This window comes from Nonomuraea sp. B19D2 (assembly GCF_040137845.1).
Lineage (GTDB): Bacteria > Actinomycetota > Actinomycetes > Streptosporangiales > Streptosporangiaceae > Nonomuraea.
Genome location: NZ_JBEFAK010000002.1, coordinates 105,598 through 124,732, shown reverse-complemented (window position 1 = coordinate 124,732; position 19,135 = coordinate 105,598). Strand labels below are relative to the sequence as shown.

The following is a 19,135-nucleotide window of genomic DNA, read 5'->3' as shown; positions in this document are numbered from 1 at the left end:
GTCTCACGCGAGCGCGCGGATCAGCGCGCCGATCGCGGCCGGGTAGGCGTGGGCCGGCGGCGTGGCGTATCCGACGACCAGCGACGGCGGGTGCCGATCGCTGCGCAGGTAGCGGCCCAGCGAATGAGCGTCGACCGAGGCCGCGCGCAACGCCTCCAGCGCGGCCTGCTCCGTGCGGCCCGACGGGAGTTCGAGCACGGCGTGCAGGCCCGCCTCGATGCCGCGGACGCGGGCACCGGGCAGGCCGGACCGCACGGCTGCGACCAGCGTGTCCCGGCGCAGCCGGTAACCGCGGCGCACGGTCCGCAGGTGGTGGTCGTAGTCGCCCATGTCGATCATGCGCGTGAGGGCCAGCTGGTCCAGCGGGCGGGTCTCCCGGGCTCGGCGTTTGGCCTCCGTCAGGGGCTCGAGCAGCAGGGGCGGGCAGGCGATCCAGCCCAGTCGTACGGCGGGGCCGAGGGTCTTGCTGGTCGAGCCGACGTACACGATGCGGGACGGGCGGCGGGACTGGAGCGCGGCGACCGGATGCCGGTCGTAGCGGAACTCGCCGTCGTAGTCGTCCTCGACGACCCACCCGAGGTTGTCGTCCGCCCACGCCAGCAGCTCCGACCGGCGTTCCGGCGTCATGCTCATCCCCAGCGGGAACTGGTGCGCCGGCGCGCAGACGGCCACCTCGGCGCCCGACGCGCGCAACGCGTCCACACGCAGGCCCGCGCGGTCGACGGGGATGTCGGCGACGCGCAGGCGGCCGGCGAGGAGGCGGACGTGGTCGTCCATGGCCGGGTCCTCCATGCCCGCCGTACGCACGCCCAGCTCGGCGAAGACCTCCGCCAGCAGGCCGAGCGCCTGCGTGTATCCCGAGCAGACGATCAGGCCGGCGGGGTCGATGCGGACGCCGCGGGTCCGGCCGAGATACGACGCCAGCGCCGTACGCAGCTCGATGCGCCCGCGTGGATCGCCGAAGCCGAACACCTCGGTCGGCGCCTGCCTGAGGACGTGCCGCATCGCGCGGGCCCACGCCTGGCGGGGGAACGCGTACGCGTCCGGGCGTCCGGGCCGCAGGTCGTGACGCGGCGAAGGTCGCACGGCGGCCTTCGCCGGGCCTTCCACGACGCGGGACTCCGCGGCGCCCTCCGCCACCCGGGTGCCCGAGCCCTGCCGCGCCGTCAGCCAGCCCTCGGCGACCAGCTGCTCGTACGCCTGCGTCACCGTCCCCCGCGAGAGCCCGAGCTGGGAGGCGAGATCCCGGCTCGACGGCAGCCGCGTCCCGGCCACGAGCCGCCCGTCGCGGATCGCGGTACGCAGCGCCTCCTCCACCGCCCCGCGGCGGGAACCCCAGCCGGGCAGGTCCAGCAGGAGCTCGGGCCCAAGTGACTCCGTCATCGAATTGGTCCAATTTCCAGGCCGGCAACTGGTCCATGGTAATGGGCTGATCGCCTCCTAGCCTGGCCGGGTGAATGTCGATCAACCTGGGCTTTCCCGCGGCCTGAGCCTGCTCATGGCGCTGGCGTGCGGACTGATCGTGGCCAACCTCTATTACGCGCAACCGCTGCTGCCGAACCTCGCCGTGGACTTCCGGGTCTCGTCGGACGTGGCGGGGCTCGCGGTGGTGTTCGCGCAGCTCGGATACGTGCTGGGCTTGGCCTTCCTGGTGCCGCTCGGCGACCGGGTGACCGGCCGCCCGCTGATCGTCTGCCTGCTGGCCGTGAACGCCGCCGCGCTCGTCGTCGCGGCCCTCGCCCCCGGCGTGTGGGCGCTGATGGCCGCGCTGACCGTGATCGGCGTGGCGGGCTCGGCGATCAGCCTGCTCATCCTGCTCGCGGCGAGCCTGGACAGGAGGAACGCGGGCGGGGCCGTCGTCGGCACGCTCATGACCGGGCTGCTCATCGGCATCCTGCTGGCCCGTACGGTCGCCGGGGCCGTCCAGGAGGTCGCCGGCTGGCGGGCGGTGTACGGCGGCTCCGCGGCACTGATCGCGCTGCTCGCGCTGGTGCTGCGGGCCCGGCTCCCGAGGCTGCCGGTCACCGCGACCATGAGCTACCCGATGCTGCTCGGCTCGATCGCCGGGCTGATCAGGTCGGAGGGGTTCCTGCGGCGGCGGATGGCGTTCGGCTTCCTGGCCTTCGCGTGCACGCAGCTGCTCTGGTCGGCGCTGCCGCTGCTGCTGTCACGCCCCCCGTACGGGTACGACCCCGGCGCGATCGGGCTGTTCGGGCTGCTCGGCGCCGCGGGGGCGCTGGTCGCGCACGGCGTCGGCCGGCTGCACGATCGCGGGCTGGCGCACCGGGCGACCGGCGCGCTGGTGCTGCTGACGGCGGCGTCCTGGACGCTCACCGGCACCGGCGCCGAGCTCGTGGCGCTGATGGCCGGCGTCGCGCTCTCCAGCGCCGCGGTGCAGGGCGTGCACGTGCTGAACCAGGCCCGCCTGCTGGCCTACCCGCCGGGGATCAGGTCCAGGGTGACCACGGCGTACATGACGTCCTACTTCCTCGGCGGAACCCTCGGCGGCGGCATCGCGGCGCCGATCTTCAACCGCGGCGGCTGGACAGGCGTCGCGGTCACCGGCGTGGTGCTGTGCGCGATCGGCGCTGCCCTGTGGTTCGCCGACCGTACGGCCGCTTCCGCCACCGTTCGCGTCTCGTAACGTAAGGAACCATCATGCATGTCTTCGTCGCCGGCGCCGCGGGCGCCATCGGTCGTTTCCTCGTCCCTGAGCTGATCGCGGCCGGTCACCGCGTCACGGGCACCTCACGTACCGAATCCGGCCTCGACCGGCTGCGCGCCCAGGGCGCCACCGCCGTACGGCTGGACGTCTTCGACGCCGAGGCGGTGGCCCGCGCCGTGGCCGACGCGTCCCCCGACGCGATCGTCCACCAGCTGACCGCGCTGAACGGCGGCACCTCCGCCGACAACAGCCGCATCCGCCGGATCGGCACCCGCAACCTGGTCGACGCCGCCAAGCGCGCCGGCGTGCTCCGCATCGTCGCGCAGTCCATCGCCTGGGCGTACGAGGCGGGCGACGGCCCCGCCAAGGAGGACACGCCCCTGGACGTGACCGCGCCGGCGCCGCGCTCGAACGTGATCGGCGGCATCCAGGCCCTGGAAGGCGCCGTCGCCGAGCTGGCGGAGCACGTCGTGCTCCGCTACGGCCTCTTCTACGGACCGGGCACGTGGTACCGGCCCGGCGGACTCGTGGCGGACGTTCTGCGTAACGGCGGCCCCACCGGCGACCCGGCCTCGGTCTTCCTCAGCGGCCTGGCCGCCGACGACGGGGTCACCTCTTTCGTGCACGTCGAGGACGCGGCCGCCGCCACCGTCGCGGCGCTCCGCTGGCCGAGCGGGACCGTCAACGTCGTGGACGACGAGCCCGCCCCCGCCCGCGAATGGCTGCCCGCGCTGGCCGCCGCCGTCGGCGCTCCGGCCCCCGCTCCCACCAGCGGGCGGGCCGGCTGGCAGCGCGGCGCCGACAACGCCCTCGCCCGCTCTCTCGGGTGGACGCCCCGGCACGCCACCTGGCGCACCGGGTTCACGGGCCAGGTTGTCCGAATCCGGCCGGTGAACGGGCCGCGGGTGACGTAGACCTGGGGCATGACCGCGTACTCCGCCGTCGTCACCACCGGCATCTACTGCCGGCCGGGATGCGGCGCCAAGCCGCTGGCCCGCAACACGCGCACGTATGGGCACCCGGCCGCCGCCGAGGCCGCCGGGTTCCGCGCGTGCCTGCGCTGCCGGCCCTACCGGGTGGCCGCGCCGATCGCGGCCGGCGCGCCCGAGCTGGTGTGCCGGGCGTGGCAGTTGATCATCGACGGCGTGCTGGACGACGGCACCGAGGCGGCGCTGGCGGCGCGGATGGGTATGTCGCCGCGGCACCTGCGCCGGCTGTTCGTCCAGCATCTGGGGGCGACCCCGGACCAGCTGGCCCGTTCGCGGCGGGCGCACTTCGCCCGGCGCCTCCTGGACGACACCGATCTGACGGTGCTGGACGTGGCCTTCGCCTCGGGGTTCGGGAGCCTGCGGCAGTTCAACCGGATCATGCGCGAGGTGTTCCACGCCTCGCCGACCGACCTGCGCGACCGGCGGCGGCGCGCCGACCGGCTGGTCGCCGACGGCGGGCTGGTGCTGCGGCTGCCGTTCGTGCCGGGTTACGACTGGGCCGCCGTGCGGGACTTCCTCGGCGTGCGGGCCGTGCCGGGGGTCGAGGAGGTGGACGGCGACACCTACCGCCGCACGATCACCGTGGAGGGCGCGCCGGGCGTGCTGGAGGTGTCGCCGGGCGGCGGCGGGCACCTGCTGCTCCGTGCCCACCTGCCGTACTGGGAGGGGTTGATCCACGTGGTGGGGCAGGTGGGGCGGATGCTCGGCGTGGACACCGACCACACGGCGGGGGTGGCGGCGCTGTCGGCCGATCCGGTGCTCGGCCCGCTGGTGCGGGCGCGTCCCGGGCTGGCCGTGCCGACGGCGTGGAGTGCTCTGGAGGCCGCCGTCCGGGCGGTGCTCGGGCGCGGCAGGACTCCGCGGGAGGCGGCGGACCGGCTCGGGGCGATCGTGACCAGCCTGGGGACGAGGGTGCCCGGGCTGCCTGGCGGCCTCACGCACACCTTTCCCGAGGCCGCCGCGATCATCCAGGCCGACGTCACGGAGGAGGAAGCGGCCCTGATCGGGGCGCTGGCGGCCGACGTCGGCCGCGAACACGGGGCGGTCGGCCAGGGGCACGGTGCGCTCGGCCACGGCACCGGCCCGGACGCGCCGGTCACCCTGCCCTACGCCGATCGCGACCTGAGCCACGACCTGGCCTTCCGGCTCGGGAACCGCGAGGCGTTCCCGCTCGGCGACGCGTCCCTCCGTGCCGCGCTGGCAGACCTCGGGTTCGACCCCGCCACCTGCGAGAAGCGGTGGCGGTCACTGGCGGCGGTCCATCTGATGGCCCACGGTGACGCGAGCTTGACCGGCAGCGGCAGCGCCGTCCGCCACAGACATCGAACAGGGTGACCAGCACGTCGAGCAGCGTCGATGAGCGCTACTGACCGCGCTGTCGGCTCTTCACCCCCACCCGGCGGGAGTCGCTCAGCAACGGTGGCCCAGGTGACCTGGTCTCAGCGCACCGCATAGCTCCCGAACGCCGGCTCCATGAGATCGAACACCTCGCGCGCGGACTCTGCCACGATCTCGGCGATCCGCGCGTTGTCCAGCCCCTCCAAGGTGAGCTCCATGATCTGACCGAGCAGGACCCGGTAGGGGGCGGCGAGCTGTGCCGCCACCACCCGGGGCACCATTGCCTGGTCGCCCGTCTCCGCGGCCAGCACCCGAGCCAGGGTCTCCTCCCGCTGCTCCAGCAGCTCGCGCAGGCGCGCCACGAGCGTCGGCGACTCCACGATCATCCGCGCGAACCCGTCACGGGTGAACCCGAGCATCGCATCCTGCCGTTCGGCCGCTTCCATGAAGACCCTCCTGAGCGCGGCGAGGGCGGACTCGCCCGGCGACCTGCCGGCCACGATCTCGGCCAGCGTGGCCACGAACTCCTCGTGGTGGTCGAAGGCCAGATCCTCCTTGCGTGGGAAGTAGTTCGTGACGGTCTTCTTGGCGACCCGCGCGGCCTCGGCAATCTCGGCGATCGTCGTCTCCTCGAAGCCATGTTCGATGAACAGGCGGGTGGCCTGGTCGGAGATCTCCTGACGGGTCTCTCGCTTCTTCAGCTCCCGCAGGCCCAAGATTTTTACGTCGGACATAAAATTCCTCTTGACGGTTGCATGCCTTGGGCATAATCTTACCACCATAGTAAGTTTCATCCACCTGAAAGGCCTTGACGTGCGAGAGCCGATCCAGATCAAACTGCCCGCCTCCATCACCGCCGCCACCGCTCGTCGTGACAACCCGAGGTCGGCGTGCCGCCACGTCACACCGGCCCGTGACCTGAACCCCACGGCGCAGCCGTATCTCACCCGCCGCCCCAGCGCCGCCCCCAGGCGCGGCGCGTACTGACCTCAACGCCACCAACCACGTCACCTGCCAGGAGCTGAACTGGCCTTCATCCGCACCGCCGCCACCCGCCGCTCGTCCGCTCACCCGCAGGAGGTGCCCATGGCAGCAGTCGCCACCACCACGACCGCGACCACCGACCCGGTCAAGGACTACCTCAAGCAAATCGGCAAGATCCGGCTGCTCGACGCCCACCAGGAGGTGGCGCTCGGCGAGCGCATCGAGGCCGGCCTGTTCGCCCAGGAGCGCCTCGACCGCGAGTGCCACATCCTGTCCTCGCAGGACCGCGCCGACCTGGAGTGGATCGCTGCCGACGGCCGCCTGGCCAAGGACCAGATGATCGAGGCCAACCTGCGCCTGGTTGTCTCGATCGCCAAACGCCAGACCGGACGCGGCCTGCCCATGCTCGACCTGATCCAGGAGGGCAACATGGGGCTGATGCGGGCGGTGGAGAAGTTCGACCACAAGCTGGGGTTGAAGTTCTCCACCTACGCCACCTGGTGGATCAAGCAGGCCATCGGCCGGGCGCTGGCCGACCAGTCCCGCACAATCCGCATCCCGGTCCACATGACCGAGCTGATCAACAAGGTGAACCGGGCGCGGCGCGAGCTGTTCCAGTCACTCGGCCGTGAGCCCTCAGACGAGGAGATCGGTCTCCGTGCGGAGCTTACCGCCGAGAAGGTCAGGGAGATCCGCGGCTACGCACGGGAGCCGATCTCCCTGAGCCTTCAACTCGGCGACGAGGGCGACACCGAGCTCGGCGACCTCATCGAGGACGTCGAAGCCGGCGACCCTACGGATGTCATCGGCCACGACCTGCTGCGCGAACAGCTCCTGGAGGTCCTGGGCGGCCTCACCGAGCGGGAGGCGGGCGTCATCGCGCTGCGGTACGGCCTGGCGGACGGCGAGCCCAAGACTCTCGACGAGATCGGCAAGGTCTACGGCGTCACCAGGGAGCGCATCCGGCAGATCGAGGCCAAGACGATGAGCAAGCTGCGTCACCCGAGCCGCGCCATGCCCCTGCGGGACTACCTCAACTGATCCGAGTCCTGGGAACGTGGTGTTCAATGCTGTTGCGTTCAGTGCCGCGGGCGTGAGGCGATCCCTTTCTCGAAGATCGTGATGTCGGTGAGGATGCTGTAGGGTCTGCGCGGTCGCGGGATGCTGTCCGGTGTCCGGGCCGTACTTGCTGGTGGGGGTTCTTGCGGGAGCGGTCGTAGCCGATCAGCGGGAGTTCTGATCAGCGCACGCTCTCGCCGGTGGCGCTGAGGTCGCGGCGGAAGGACTCCGGCGCCTTGTAGACCGCGAACATCGTGATCAGGGCGCCGATCATGACGTACGCGGCGACCAGCGGCCAGCGGGAGCCGTCCTTGCCGGCCAGCGCCGTGGCGATGAACGGGGTCAGGCCGCCCGCGAAGATGGAGGCGATCTCGCGGCCCGCCGCGGCACCCGTGTAGCGGCGCTCGGCGGGGAACAGCTCGGCGAAGAACGCCGGCTGGATGGCGTTGATGGCGTTGTGCCCGAAGTTGAGCACCAGCACGTACCCGAGCACGATCAGCACCATCGACCCGCTGTGCAGCAGGGCGAAGAACGGGAAGGCCATGACGAACACCACGACGGCGCCGAAGAAGTAGATCGGCCGCCGCCCGACCCGGTCGGAGATCGCGGCGAACACGCCGTGGCTGACGAAGGAGAGCACGGCGGCGATGAGGATCGCGTTGTTCAGCTGGGTCTTCTCCAGCCCGAGCGCGCTGGTGCCGTAGGACAGCGCGAAAACCGTGAGCAGGAAGTACGGCGTGGACTCGGCGAACCGCAGGCCGATGATCAGCAACAGGTTGCGCCAGTCGTCCACGAAGATCGTGCGGATCGGCCCGCGCTTGGGGCGCTCGGGCTCCGCCGCGGCCGTCTCGCTCTCCTTGTCCGCGGCCACGGCTTCGGTGAAGACGGGGGTCTCCTTCAGGCTGCGCCGCATCCAGAACGTCACGACGAGCACCACGGCCGACAGCAGGAACGGGATCCGCCACCCCCAGCTCAGCAGCTGATCTTCGGGAAGCGTGTAGATGTAGGCGAAGATCCCGGTGATGAGGATCTGCGCGGAGAAGCCGCCGGTGTTGGGCCAGGCGCTGAAGAATCCGCGCCGGTTCGGCGGCGCCGACTCCAGCACGATGATCATGGAGCCGCCCCACTCGCCGCCGACCGCGAACCCCTGCAGCAACCGCAGCGCCACCAGCAGGACGGGAGCCCAGATCCCGATCGTGCCGAACCCCGGCAGCAGCCCGATGAGGATGGTGCTGAGTCCCATCACGACGAGCGTGACCATCAGGGTGGACTTGCGGCCGTGCCGGTCGCCCCGGCTGCCGAAGAACAGCCCGCCCAGCGGCCTGGCCAGGAAGCCGACGGCGAACGTGCCGAAGGCGGAGAGCGTGGCCACGAAGCCGCTGGCGTCGGGGAAGAACACCTTGGGGAAGACGACGGCGGCGGCCGTCCCGTAGACGAGGAAGTCGTAGTACTCCAGCGTGTTGCCGAGGAAGCTGGAGGCCGTGACCTTCCAGGTGTAGCGGAGATCTGTCTTCGGAAGGGTCGCGACCATGGCGCCTCCCTTTCTGCTGGCGGCTTGCTGAGTTTCCGCAGTGGTTCAGTTGTCGCACACTATTACTTGGATGACGGTTAACCGTCAACGGTTATCCGTTAACGTTGACCGTGTGCAGTCGAGCGGGATAGTCTCCGGACGGGCGGAGACTCAGGAGAGGAGAGCTGGTGTCGATCACCAATCCGTTGCGCAACCCACCGCTCGGAGATCAGCTGCTCGTCCAGCTCCGCTCGCTCATCGTGCGTGGCGAGCTGAGTGTGGACACGCATCTGGTCGAGGGCCGGATCGCGGAGCGCTTCGGGGTGAGCCGCGGGCCGGTCCGTGACGCGCTCCGCCAGCTGGAGATCGAGGGGCTGGTGGAGACGCGCAAGCGTGGCGTTTTCGTCCGCGGCCTGTCTGACCAGGACCTTCGCGAGCTCTACTCGCTCCGTGGCGCACTCGAGAGCCTGGCCATCAAGGAGGCCGTCGCGCGCCTCGACGCCGACTGGACCCCGATCGACGAGGCGGTCGAGCAGATGCGGGCCGCGGCCGCGGACTCCGACGCCGCCAAGTTCGCCGCCGCCGACCTCGACTTCCACAGCGGCTTCTACACAATCGGCGACAACCGCTGGCTCACCGCCACCTGGGAGCTGCACCGGCCGTTGTTCGCGGCAGTGCTGGAGATCACCAACACCGATCGCGACCTGGTGCCCGTCGCGCAGGACCACGCCGACCTCAGGGACATCGTCCGCTCGGGCGACGTCGACGCCGCGCTGGCCGCACTCACCGCCCACCTCGACGGATCCTGCGCCCGGATCCGCGCGACGCTGATCGAGCGGGAGCGCGCCCAGCCCGCCCTCTGACCTGCCCCCCACCTCCTGTCCAGGGTCCGCCCCGGGTCCCGTCCGCCTGCCCTCAATGACGTACCGAGGCATTGCCGTGCCTCACCATCACCGACGAACCGAGGCCCCGCCATGCCAGAAAACACAGCCCTGCCGGAAATCACTGCCATGCCGGAAAACACCCGGCCCCGTGGCGAGATCCTCGCCGCCGTCCCGACCTTCTTCGACGAGGCGGGCGAGCTCGACCACGCCACCACCAAAGCGCACTTCACCGATCTCGCGAGCCGTGTCGACGGCGTCTTCGTGTGCGGCACCACCGGCGAGTTCCCCGCACTCGACCGCGCGGAGCGCCGGGCCGTCGCCGAGATCGCGCTGGCCGTGTTCGGTCCCGAGCGGGTCGTGGTGCACGTCGGCGCCGCGGCCACCAGGGAGGCGGTGGCGCTGGCCCGCGACGCCGTGGCGCTCGGGGCACGCAGGCTGGCCGCGCTGACCCCGTACTACCTGCCTGCCGACAACGGCGCCGTGCTCAGGCACTTCGCCGCGGTGACGGAGGCGGCGGGCCCCGCCGCCGTCTACGGCTACCTCTTCAGCGAGCGCTCCGGCGTGGTCGTCGAGCCCGCCGACTTCGCCGCGATGGCCGGCGAGACCGGGCTGGCCGGGGCCAAGCTGAGCGGCCTGGCGGCCGAGCGGTTCGCGGAGTACCGCGCGGCGCTGCCGGCCTCCGCCCAGGTGTGGTCCGGCTCGGACACCAAGCTCGCCGAGGTCGTCCGCGGCGGTGGCGCCGGGGTCGTCTCCGGGCTGTCCTCGGCGTTCCCCGAGCCGTTCGCGCTGCTCGCCGACGCCGTGGCGAGCGGGGACGCCGACGCGGAACGTTCCGCCCAGGCGCGGGTGGACGAGGTGCTGGCCGCGCTGGGCGGCACCGTGGAGGGCATCAAGCTGGCGCTGAGCCACCTCGGACGCGGTACGGGCGCGCTCCGCATGCCCGCCCCCGAGATCGGCCCCGACATGCGTCAGCACATCGCGCGGCTGGCCGGGACGGTCCTGGCGTCCTGAGCGCGATGATGATCCACCGGGAGTTCGTGACCGTTGACGATCCCCGCTGGACGCAGTGTCACGCGTCCACGCTCGCGGTGGTGGACGGCACTCCGGTCGTCGCCTGGTTCGCCGGCACCAGGGAGGGCACGCCCGACAATCGCCTCCGCATCGCCCGGGGCCGGGAGACACACACCCTGGATACCGGCAGGAACGTCGCGCACTGGAACCCGGTGCTCGCACTAGGCCCCGACGGCGCACTCTGGCTGTTCTGCAAGGCGGGCGAGCGCATCTCCGAGTGGGTCACGCTGGTCACCCGCTCGCACGACGCCGGCGCCACGTGGGAGCCGGTGCGCGAGCTCGTCCCGGGAGATCGGTCCGGCGGCCGGGGACCGGTCAGGAACCCGCCGCTGCTCGCTCCCGGAGGCCGGCGCTGGCTGGCGCCCGGCTCGACGGAGCGGTGGGGTGAGCCGCCCCGCTGGGACCCGTTCGTGGACGTCTCCGACGACGGCGGGCTGAGCTGGACGTGCGTCCCGATCCCCGTCGACCACGGCACGACGGACCCTGGCCCCTGACCCCGGCCACCCACCCGGATCCCCGCCCGTGACGGCGGTTCGCTCGGCTGTGGCGTAGATCTTGCCGCCGGGAAATATCCGATGTGCCGCGGACGACATGGCAAGATTGAGCGGGCGGACTGTGGCAAGTTGCCGATTGAGGAGCATGCATGTCGACTGCTCGCGATAGGGGTGACCTGGCCGAGATGCCCGGGAAGGAAGCCGTCCGATCCGGGCCGACCGCGCTGCGCATCCTGGTCGGGGCGCAGCTGCGCCGGTTCAGGGAGGCCAGCGGGATCTCTCGCGAGGACGCCGGATATGCCATCCGAGGCTCCCACTCCAAGATCAGCCGCATGGAGGGCGGGCGCACGAGCTTCAAGATGCGCGACGTCGCCGACCTGCTCTCCCTGTACGGCGTGGCCGACACGGCCGAGCGCGAGGCCCTGCTCGCCCTGGCCAAGCAGGCCAACGAGCCCACCTGGTGGCACGACTACCGCGACGTGGTCCCCGACTGGTTCGAGGACTACCTCGGGCTCGAGCAGGACGCCGCGCTGATCCGCACCTACGAGGTGCAGTTCGTGCCCGGCCTCCTGCAGACCGAGGAGTACGCCCGCGCGATCTTCAGCCTGGGCAACAAGGGCGACTCCGCCGAGCGGATCGAGCGCCGCGTCGAGGTGCGGATGCGCCGCCAGCGGATCCTCGCCCCGCCCATGTCGCACAAGCTCTGGGTGGTCCTGGACGAGGCGGCGCTGCGCCACCGCGTCGGCAGCCCGGAGATCATGCGTGACCAGCTGGAGCACCTCGACCGGATGGCCGCACAGCCCAACATCACCGTGCAGGTGGTCCCGTTCACCTCCGGCTGGGCCGTCGGCGGCGTCGGCCCCGTCACCATCCTGCGCTTCCCCCAGGCCGAGCTGCGCGACGTGGTCTACCTCGAGCAGCTGGCCGGCGCGCAATACCTGGCCAAGGAGTCCGAGGTGCTGCCGTACCAGAGGCTGATGGACGAGCTCGGGGTGCATGCCTCGCCCGCCCCCGACACCCCGGCCATCCTGCGTCAGATCATCGGCACGCTCTGACCGTCACGGTTTGCGGGCCACGGCGCAGAACGCGTCGACCTCCGGGGGCAGCCCGAACGCCTCGGACTCCAGCCCCCAGAGGGAGACGGACACGACGCCGGGATCCACGAGCTCCAGCCCGTCGAAGAAGCGGGTGATCTCCGCGGGGGTGCGCAGCCGGTACTCGTACACCTCGCCCTTGTCGCGGAGCCGCTCGGCCGCCGCCGCCGCGTCGGGCTTGACGATGTTCGTGCCGTCCTCGAACACCAGGTAGCTGCCCGAGGGCAGTGCGTCCATCAGGCGCCGGACCAGCGCGTACGCCTGGTCGTCGTCGAAGACCGTGCCCATCACGCCCAGGAGCATGAGGGCGGTCGGCCGGCTGAAGTCCAGCGTCTTGGCCGCGAACGCCAAGATGGTGTCCGGCTCGCGCACGTCGGCCTCGATGTAGTCGCAGGCCCCTCGCGGGTCGCTGGCGAGCAGGGCGCGCGCGTGCACCAGCACCAGCGGGTCGTTGTCGACGTAGACGACGCGGCTCGTCGGGTCCACCCGCTGGGCCACCTCATGGGTGTGGTCAACGGTCGGCAGGCCCGTGCCGATATCCAGGAACTGCCGGATACCTGCCTTTCCGGCGAGATATCTGACGGCTCGCCCCAGGAAGACGCGGGTGTGCCGGGCGATGTCTTCCATGCCCGGGTAGACGTCCCGGAGTTTCTCGGCGAGCTCCCGGTCGGCGGGGTAGTTGTCCTTGCCGCCCAGCCAATAGTTCCAGACCCTGGCCTGATGCGGCTTGCTGGTGTCGATCCTGGAAAGGAGTGCGGAGTCCAGGGGTGAGTCATCTGTCACGAAGAGCTGCACCTCAAAGGTTGATATGTCGCATCTACGTATCTTGCAGGCTTTTGCCTTTGTATCAGGCGTGCCTGTTGGTGTCATTCGGGCTCAGTGATAAGGGCGGGCCGCCTGCTGAACCCGCGCGGGCGGACGGCCGTACCTCGCTGTAGGACGAGATGGGGAGGTCGGCCACATGCGGCGCCGGATCACGATTGTGAGCGTCGGGCTGGTGCTGTCGCTGGGGCTGGTCACCCTGCTGGTCACCGGTCCGGCGGGTGCGCACGGCGCGCTGCAGAGACCGCTCAGCCGGGCGGCGGCCTGTGGCGCCGACAGCCCGCTCAAGACCCCGCCGGCCGCCTGCCGCGCGGCCGTCGCGGCGAGCGGCAGGGCCATGCCCGCTGACTGGGACAACCTGCGGGTGGCGAACGTCGCGGGCAGGGACCGTGAGGTGATCCCGGACGGCAAGTTGTGCAGCGGCGGCATCCCCGCGTTCAAGGGTCTCGACCTCCCCCGCGCCGACTGGCCGGCCACGACGCTGACCGCGGGAGCCCGCTTCACCTTCAGGTACCGCGGCACCATCCCGCACCGCGGGACCTTCCGGCTGTACGTCACGAAGGACGGCTACGACCCGGCCAAGCCGCTGAAGTGGTCCGATCTCGGGCGCAAGCCGTTCCTCCAGGCCACCGACCCGAAGCTGACGGACGGCTCGTATGGTGGGCCGCGTTTCAGTGGTCCGCCACAGGTAGCGGACGAAGTCCGCACCTACGTCATCAGGGGCCGCCTGCCCGCCGGCAGGACCGGTCGCCACCTGATCTACACGATTTGGCAGAACTCCGACACCCCGGACACTTACTACTCCTGCTCGGATGTGATCTTCCGCAGCCCCGCCGCCGCTGCCGCGGCCCCGCCCCGGCCGGTGGCCGTCAAGACCGCCGGGTACACCGGCATCCCCTGGCTGGTCACCATGGGAGTCCTGGTCGCGGCCGGAGTCGCGGCCATGATCGTCCTCATGGTCCGGCCCCGCCGTCGCTAGGCCCCTACGGTGGCGGACCATGTCATGGATGTGAGCTCTCCAGCAGGGCGGTGCTGAGCCCGCAGACCGCCGTGATCAGGTGCTCGCCCAGCCGGCGCCACGACTGCTCGGCGTCGGCCGAGGCGACCCGCCCGCCGGCGAGATCCCCTTCCAGCTCGGCGCACATGTGCACGATGAGCAGGCGGATCATGGCTCCGTACTGGGCGGACAGGTCGGGGTCGCGGTCCTGCCCGCGCGGGGGCCGGAGCTTCTCCAGGCGGCGGAACGAGGGCGTCTGCAGACTCGCCTGGACGGCGTGGTCGCGCAAGGAGGGCTCGACGACGGCCTGGGCGAGGAAGCGCCCGTACCAGGACGGCGTGCCCAGCTCGATGTGATGCTCGATGTGCGGTGCGATGACACAGGTGATCCACTCGTGGAGCGACACCTCGCCGGACGCCTCCAGCGCGGCCACCATCGGGATCCGGTGCTCGTCGATGGCGGCCGCGTGGCGGGCCAGGATGGCCTGGATCAGCTCGTCGCGGGTGCTGAAGTGATATTGGACGGCGGACTTGTTGCGCTGGCCCGCCGCCTCGCCGATCATCCTGATCGAGACGTTCGCGAAGCCGTGCTCGGCGTAGAGCCGCTCGGCGGTGTGCATCAGCTTGTCCCGGGCGCGCATGGATCGGGGAGACGGCGTGGCGACCGCCGTACTGACTTGCATGACTGATCCTTGATCTCTTCTTTCTGCACCGTCCCCCGACGATTATCGCTCCTTACCGCGAGTACGTCAGGTCACCACGTGACCCATACGTCCTGGAGACCTCCGGACATCGCACCGGTACGCAGCCGCAGGTGCTCGGGGGAGTCCCGCAGCTGCAGGCCGGGCAGCCTGCGCACCAGGGTGCCCAGCACGACCTGGAGCTCGACCCTGGCCAGCGGCTGGCCGAGGCAGTAGTGCGGGCCCGCGCCGAAGGTGAGGTGCTGGTTGCTGTTCGGCCGCCGCGGGTCGAACCGGTCGGGGTCGGCGAACTTGCCCGGGTCGCGGTTGGCGGCGGGGATGGCGGGGATCACCGTGCTGCCGGCGGGCACGGGGGTGTCGCTGAACGTGACGGCCTCGGTGAGATACCTGGGCACGCCGCCGATGGCCGACAGCGTGCTGTCCAGGCGCAGGACCTCCTCGACGGTGCCCGGGACCAGGTCGGGGTCGTCGATCACGGCCTCGAAGCGCTGCCGGTCGGAGAGCAGCATCGCCATCATGATCGCGATCATGTTGGAGGTCGTCTCGTGGCCGGCCAGGAGCAGCCCCCTGACGGTGGCGATCAGCTCGGCCTGGCTGAGCCGGCCGTCCTCGGCGTCGGTGATCTGGGTCAGCTCGCTGAGCAGGTCGTCGCCGGGGTTCTCCCGGTTGTGGTCGACCAGGTCCGACACGTACGCGTTGAACTCCCGGTAGGCCTGGTCGACCTCTTCCTGGGTGTTGAGCGTGAGCGTGAGCATGGTGCGGGACCAGTGCGCGAACTTGTCCTGGTCCTCGGGCGGCGCGCCGACCAGGGCACAGATGACCCGCACGGGAAGTGGCAGGGCCAGGCCGGCCGACAGGTTGCCGGGGGAGCCCTTGGCCAGCATGGCGTCCAGCAGCTCGTCGGTCATCGCCTGGACCCTGGGCCGCCACACCTCCATCTTCCGCGCGGTGAACCAGCGGCTGAGCAGCCGCCGCCACCGCATGTGGCCCTGCCCCTCGCTGATGTCCGTGGTGCCGTCCTTGGGCCGGTTGAACAGGCCGCCGTCCTCGGTGGTGGCCAGCCGGGCGGCGCCCTCCCTGGCGAGGTTGCGGCTGAAGCGCGGGTCCGCCAGCACCGCGCGGGCGTCGTCGTACCTCGTCACCAGCGTGGCCACGTCGCCGCTCGGCAGCCGTACGTGCGCCACCGGGCATTTCTCCCGCAGCTCCGCCAGCTGCGGCGGCGGCTCCAGGGCGGTGGGGCGGTCGAACGGGAACTCTGGGATCGCGTCAGCAGTCATCTCTGTCCTCCAGCTCGGAAGCCCAACGTATCCGAATATAAGGCGATCGCCTTATTTAAGGCAATTGCCCTGAGTGTCCGCCGCGCGAGTCCGGAATTCTTATACCTCGCCTATATACACTCGGTGTATAGTCATGCGACATGATCACTTTCTCCAAGGGAATCCGGCCCCTCGCCGTCGGCCTGCTCGCCGTGACGGCGACCGCCTGCCTCGTCTCCGCCCCCGCGGCCTCCGCGTCCGCCACACCGTCTCTCACGCGGCCGACCGGGACTCATCCGGTCGGCACCACGTCCCTGCACCTCACGGACACCTCTCGCCCGGACCCTTGGGTCCCCACGGCCAAGGCCAGGGAGCTCATGGTCTCCCTCTGGTACCCGGCCAAGGCGCCGGGCCGTGACCGGGCGCCGTACATGACGGCGAAGGAGTCTGAGCTCCTCCTGAAGGCCGCCGAGATCACCGGCGTGCCCTCCGACGTGCTGAGCAAGACCCGCACCAACTCCTTCACCGACGCCAAGCCGGCGGGCCGCAAGCACGGCCTGCCCCTTGTCGTGCTCTCGCCCGGCTTCGGCAAGCCCAGGAGCGAGCTCACCGCGCTGGCCGAGGAGCTGGCGAGCCGGGGGTATGCGGTGGCCGGGATCGAGCACACGTACGAGAGCGTCGCCACGACCTTCCCCGACGGACGGGTCACCACCTGTGTCGTGTGCGAGATCAAGAAGACCCCGGAGTGGTGGGTGAAGCTGGAGAAGGGCCGGGCGGCCGACGTCTCCTTCGTGCTCGACGAGCTGACCGGGTCCCGCCCGAAGTGGAAGGGCGCCCGCTTGATCGACCCCGCCAGGATCGCGATGGCCGGCCAGTCGGTCGGCGGCGCGAGCACCATCACGGCCATGCTCGCGGACTCCCGGGTACGCGCCGGAATCGACATGGACGGCACCACGGACGCTCCGATCCCGGCCGGCGGGCTGTCACGGCCCTTCATGTTCCTGGGCAGGCAGTCCACGTACAGCCCGGGCACCGGGGACGAGGCCGCCACGTGGGAGCGTGACTGGAAGAGCATGACCGGCTGGAAGCGCTGGCTCGTCGTGACCGGGGCGGTGCACGTCTCCTTCACCGACTACGGCCTGCTGACCGATCAGCTCGGCATCGACTCCGGAGCGGAACTGCCCGGGGCGCGGTCCGTGGAGATCACCCGCCAGTACGTGCGCGCGTTCTTCGACCTGCATGTGCTCAAGAAGGCGCAACCCCTGCTGGACAAGCCGTCGGCGAGTTACCCCGAGGTCAAGTTCTGCGCTCCTGAGACGAAGACCTGCGCCTAGCTTTACACGATCTTTCGGCGCCGGTTGGTTGGGTATGACCCGTAGATCAACTCCGGGGAGGCATTTGTGAAGGCTCGGACCGCCTTGACCGCAGTCACCGCATTCCTGTCCCTGTCGGCGCTCGCGCCGGCGGCGGGCGCGAGCGCCGAGCCGGCCGATCCGGCGCCAGGAGGGCCGCGCCGGGCCCACGAGCCGGACGTCCAAGGCGCCCGCAACATCGACTCGCTGGCGGTGACGGCCACCACCGGGCCAGGCCGGAGCCTCACCCTCGCCTTCGACCGGCGCAGCCGCGCCGAGTCCGGAAAGGTCCCGGCCGCCGCCCGCCGGTTCGTCTTCCTCTTCGACCGGTCGGTGAGCTTCAACCCGGACGCCTTCCCCACCTGTGACCGAGACGTGGTCGAGCAGGAGGGGCCGGGGGCGTGCCCGACGGGCTCCCGGGTGGGCGGCGGACGGGGCGAGTTCCCCTCCGGGGAGTCGCAGGACGTCCTCGTGCTCAACAGCAAGATCGGCAAGCTCCCCGGAGTGCTGGTCGTGTTCCCCGGCACCGGCCTCATCCTGGAGCAGACGCTGGAGCGGGTCTCGGTCCCGTACCGCGAGGACTACCGGTGGGCGTTGGACGAGATCGTGCCGCCCAACTCCACCCCGCCCCAGGACCGCGTGGGCACCACCCGCTTCCAGCTCTCCTTCGGCGCCACCCGTCAGCACCGCGGCCGTACGGTCGGCTTCGCGGAGACCACCGCCATGCCCGGCGACACGCTGGAGTTCGGTCTGTGGAGCGACTTCGTCACCGGCCAGACCATCCTGCCCACTGCGAGCGCCGACCTGCTGGAGGAGTAGCTCAGAGGGTGTCGGCGCTCTGGGCTGCCTGGTAGACGGCCATCGCCTCGTTCCCGAAGAACGGGCCGAACATGAAATCGGGGGCGAAGTCGTACTTGAAGCTGTTGACGGAGTTCAGCATGCCGAGCCCGGTGGACTCGTTGAACGCCTGGAACCACGGGCCGCCGCTCGATCCGCCGGTCATGTTGCAGCGCAGCCCCTGGTCGCTGGTCATGACGGTGTCGTTGAACGTGCGCCCACTGCAGTAGATCAACCGGGAGCCGTCGAACGGCTGCGCCGCCGGATAGCCGAAGGAGAACATCTGCCGCCCCCTGGCCTGGTTGAACGCCACGCCCTGCCCGCCCACCACGTCGGTCAACGTCCGCCCCTGCAGCGGTGCCACCACGGCGGCGGCGACGTCGAAGTTGATGTCCTCGCGGGCGTTCCACTGCTGGGTGGTCAGCAACCTGGTGGCGACCCACGTGCCGAACGGGCGCCGGCCGTTGTCGAACCCGGGGACGAACACCACGTTGCGGTGCGCGGCGCCGTTCAGCTTCACGCAGTGCCCAGCGGTCATCACGACGCTCTCGTTGGCGCTGGTCACGGCCGAGCCGGAGCAGGACGCGTTGCCGCCCTCCGCGGTGGTGAAGAAGACGCGTCCGGTGGTGCGGACGACGGCGCCGCCGTCGGTCCAGCGCAGGCCCGGGCTGTTGGGCACCGCGGCCACCCGCTGGGCGTCGACGGCCGCGGTGCCGCGGACCGACCACGGGGCGCCCTGGACGGCCGAGGCGGTCCCGCGGGTGGTCCAGGGGGTGCGCCGGGCGGTGTCGGAGGCGCCGCGGGTGGCCCACGGGTCGCCCTCGGTCGGCCCGCCCGAGCGGGTGCGTCGCGGCCTGGGCGTGTCCAGCGCCTGCGCCGCCAGCATGCGCTGCGGCGTCCAGTACTGCTGGACGCTCCTGGCCTCCGACCACGAGTCTGCGCCGGACCACCCGACCGGCCTGCGGTCGAGGCCGTTCGTGGCGCTGGCCTGCGCGGTGCCCACGGGGGCCAGGGCGCCCGCCACGGTGAGCGCGACGGCGGAGAGCAGGACGACTCTGCGGTGCATACGTACCTCCCGAAACC

The 19,135-nt window shown here is 71.1% G+C and carries 19 protein-coding genes; 12 read left to right on the top strand and 7 right to left on the bottom strand.

Annotation, left to right across the window (positions count from 1 at the left end):
- Positions 1-3: 3 nt before the first annotated feature.
- Positions 4-1,383 (bottom strand): MocR-like pyridoxine biosynthesis transcription factor PdxR, encoded by a 1,380-nt coding sequence (pdxR, locus tag ABN273_RS04235; protein WP_349447289.1) that lies wholly within the window; start codon positions 1,381-1,383, stop codon positions 4-6.
- Positions 1,384-1,453: 70 nt separating this feature from the next.
- Between pdxR and ABN273_RS04230 the strand changes: the two genes are divergently transcribed.
- From ABN273_RS04230 to ABN273_RS04220, 3 genes are read left to right on the top strand one after another with little or no spacing between them, the layout of a single operon-like run.
- Positions 1,454-2,644 (top strand): MFS transporter, encoded by a 1,191-nt coding sequence (locus tag ABN273_RS04230; RefSeq protein WP_349447288.1) that lies wholly within the window; start codon positions 1,454-1,456, stop codon positions 2,642-2,644.
- A 14-nt stretch (positions 2,645-2,658) separates the two neighbouring features.
- Positions 2,659-3,579 (top strand): NAD-dependent epimerase/dehydratase family protein, encoded by a 921-nt coding sequence (locus tag ABN273_RS04225; RefSeq protein ID WP_349447287.1) that lies wholly within the window; start codon positions 2,659-2,661, stop codon positions 3,577-3,579.
- Positions 3,580-3,588: 9 nt separating this feature from the next.
- Positions 3,589-4,989, top strand: a complete 1,401-nt coding sequence (locus tag ABN273_RS04220) for an AlkA N-terminal domain-containing protein (RefSeq protein WP_349447286.1) — start codon at positions 3,589-3,591, stop codon at positions 4,987-4,989.
- Between the two features lie 104 nt (positions 4,990-5,093).
- On the opposite strand, the gene ABN273_RS04215 is transcribed toward ABN273_RS04220, so the two are convergent.
- Complete coding sequence (locus tag ABN273_RS04215) at positions 5,094-5,726, bottom strand: TetR/AcrR family transcriptional regulator (RefSeq protein WP_349447285.1); 633 nt, start codon at positions 5,724-5,726, stop codon at positions 5,094-5,096.
- 79 nt (positions 5,727-5,805) lie between these two features.
- Between ABN273_RS04215 and ABN273_RS04210 the strand changes: the two genes are divergently transcribed.
- Both ABN273_RS04210 and ABN273_RS04205 read left to right on the top strand, forming a co-directional pair.
- The gene (locus ABN273_RS04210) at positions 5,806-5,979 is read left to right on the top strand and encodes a hypothetical protein (protein ID WP_349447284.1); all 174 of its coding nucleotides are present in this window, start codon (positions 5,806-5,808) and stop codon (positions 5,977-5,979) included.
- Between the two features lie 99 nt (positions 5,980-6,078).
- The gene (locus ABN273_RS04205) at positions 6,079-7,017 is read left to right on the top strand and encodes an RNA polymerase sigma factor (protein WP_349447283.1); all 939 of its coding nucleotides are present in this window, start codon (positions 6,079-6,081) and stop codon (positions 7,015-7,017) included.
- A gap of 199 nt (positions 7,018-7,216) precedes the next feature.
- Here ABN273_RS04205 and ABN273_RS04200 read toward each other — a convergent pair whose 3' ends face one another.
- Positions 7,217-8,566 (bottom strand): MFS transporter, encoded by a 1,350-nt coding sequence (locus ABN273_RS04200; protein ID WP_349447282.1) that lies wholly within the window; start codon positions 8,564-8,566, stop codon positions 7,217-7,219.
- A 167-nt stretch (positions 8,567-8,733) separates the two neighbouring features.
- Between ABN273_RS04200 and ABN273_RS04195 the strand changes: the two genes are divergently transcribed.
- The 4 genes from ABN273_RS04195 (at position 8,734) to ABN273_RS04180 (ending at position 12,049) form a co-directional block, all read left to right on the top strand.
- Positions 8,734-9,408, top strand: a complete 675-nt coding sequence (locus ABN273_RS04195; protein WP_349447281.1) for a GntR family transcriptional regulator — start codon at positions 8,734-8,736, stop codon at positions 9,406-9,408.
- 147 nt (positions 9,409-9,555) lie between these two features.
- The gene (locus ABN273_RS04190) at positions 9,556-10,440 is read left to right on the top strand and encodes a dihydrodipicolinate synthase family protein (protein WP_349447280.1); all 885 of its coding nucleotides are present in this window, start codon (positions 9,556-9,558) and stop codon (positions 10,438-10,440) included.
- Between the two features lie 5 nt (positions 10,441-10,445).
- Positions 10,446-10,994, top strand: coding sequence for an exo-alpha-sialidase (locus ABN273_RS04185; protein WP_349447279.1), 549 nt, complete (start codon positions 10,446-10,448; stop codon positions 10,992-10,994).
- A 149-nt stretch (positions 10,995-11,143) separates the two neighbouring features.
- Positions 11,144-12,049, top strand: coding sequence for a Sco1979 family transcriptional regulator (locus tag ABN273_RS04180; RefSeq protein WP_349447278.1), 906 nt, complete (start codon positions 11,144-11,146; stop codon positions 12,047-12,049).
- A gap of 3 nt (positions 12,050-12,052) precedes the next feature.
- Here ABN273_RS04180 and ABN273_RS04175 read toward each other — a convergent pair whose 3' ends face one another.
- Positions 12,053-12,871 (bottom strand): SAM-dependent methyltransferase, encoded by an 819-nt coding sequence (locus tag ABN273_RS04175; RefSeq protein WP_349447277.1) that lies wholly within the window; start codon positions 12,869-12,871, stop codon positions 12,053-12,055.
- 178 nt (positions 12,872-13,049) lie between these two features.
- Between ABN273_RS04175 and ABN273_RS04170 the strand changes: the two genes are divergently transcribed.
- Entirely contained in the window at positions 13,050-13,889 is an 840-nt protein-coding gene (locus ABN273_RS04170; RefSeq protein ID WP_349447276.1) for a lytic polysaccharide monooxygenase auxiliary activity family 9 protein, read from the top strand.
- A 22-nt stretch (positions 13,890-13,911) separates the two neighbouring features.
- Here the strand turns inward: ABN273_RS04170 and ABN273_RS04165 are convergent, their stop codons facing one another.
- Together ABN273_RS04165 and ABN273_RS04160 are read right to left on the bottom strand one after the other, a co-directional pair.
- On the bottom strand, positions 13,912-14,589 hold the full coding sequence (locus ABN273_RS04165; protein WP_349447275.1) for a TetR/AcrR family transcriptional regulator: 678 nt from the start codon (positions 14,587-14,589) through the stop codon (positions 13,912-13,914).
- Positions 14,590-14,660: 71 nt separating this feature from the next.
- Positions 14,661-15,884 carry a cytochrome P450 gene (locus ABN273_RS04160; RefSeq protein ID WP_349447274.1) on the bottom strand — a complete coding sequence of 408 codons (1,224 nt, stop codon included), beginning with the start codon at positions 15,882-15,884 and terminating at the stop codon, positions 14,661-14,663.
- 140 nt (positions 15,885-16,024) lie between these two features.
- Between ABN273_RS04160 and ABN273_RS04155 the strand changes: the two genes are divergently transcribed.
- The gene (locus ABN273_RS04155; RefSeq protein ID WP_349447273.1) at positions 16,025-17,197 is read left to right on the top strand and encodes an alpha/beta hydrolase family protein; all 1,173 of its coding nucleotides are present in this window, start codon (positions 16,025-16,027) and stop codon (positions 17,195-17,197) included.
- A 66-nt stretch (positions 17,198-17,263) separates the two neighbouring features.
- On the top strand, positions 17,264-18,034 hold the full coding sequence (locus tag ABN273_RS04150; RefSeq protein WP_349447272.1) for a hypothetical protein: 771 nt from the start codon (positions 17,264-17,266) through the stop codon (positions 18,032-18,034).
- A gap of 1 nt (position 18,035) precedes the next feature.
- Here ABN273_RS04150 and ABN273_RS04145 read toward each other — a convergent pair whose 3' ends face one another.
- Positions 18,036-19,118: a trypsin-like serine peptidase gene (locus ABN273_RS04145; protein ID WP_349447271.1), complete on the bottom strand. Its 1,083-nt coding sequence runs from the start codon at positions 19,116-19,118 to the stop codon at positions 18,036-18,038.
- Positions 19,119-19,135: the final 17 nt, after the last annotated feature.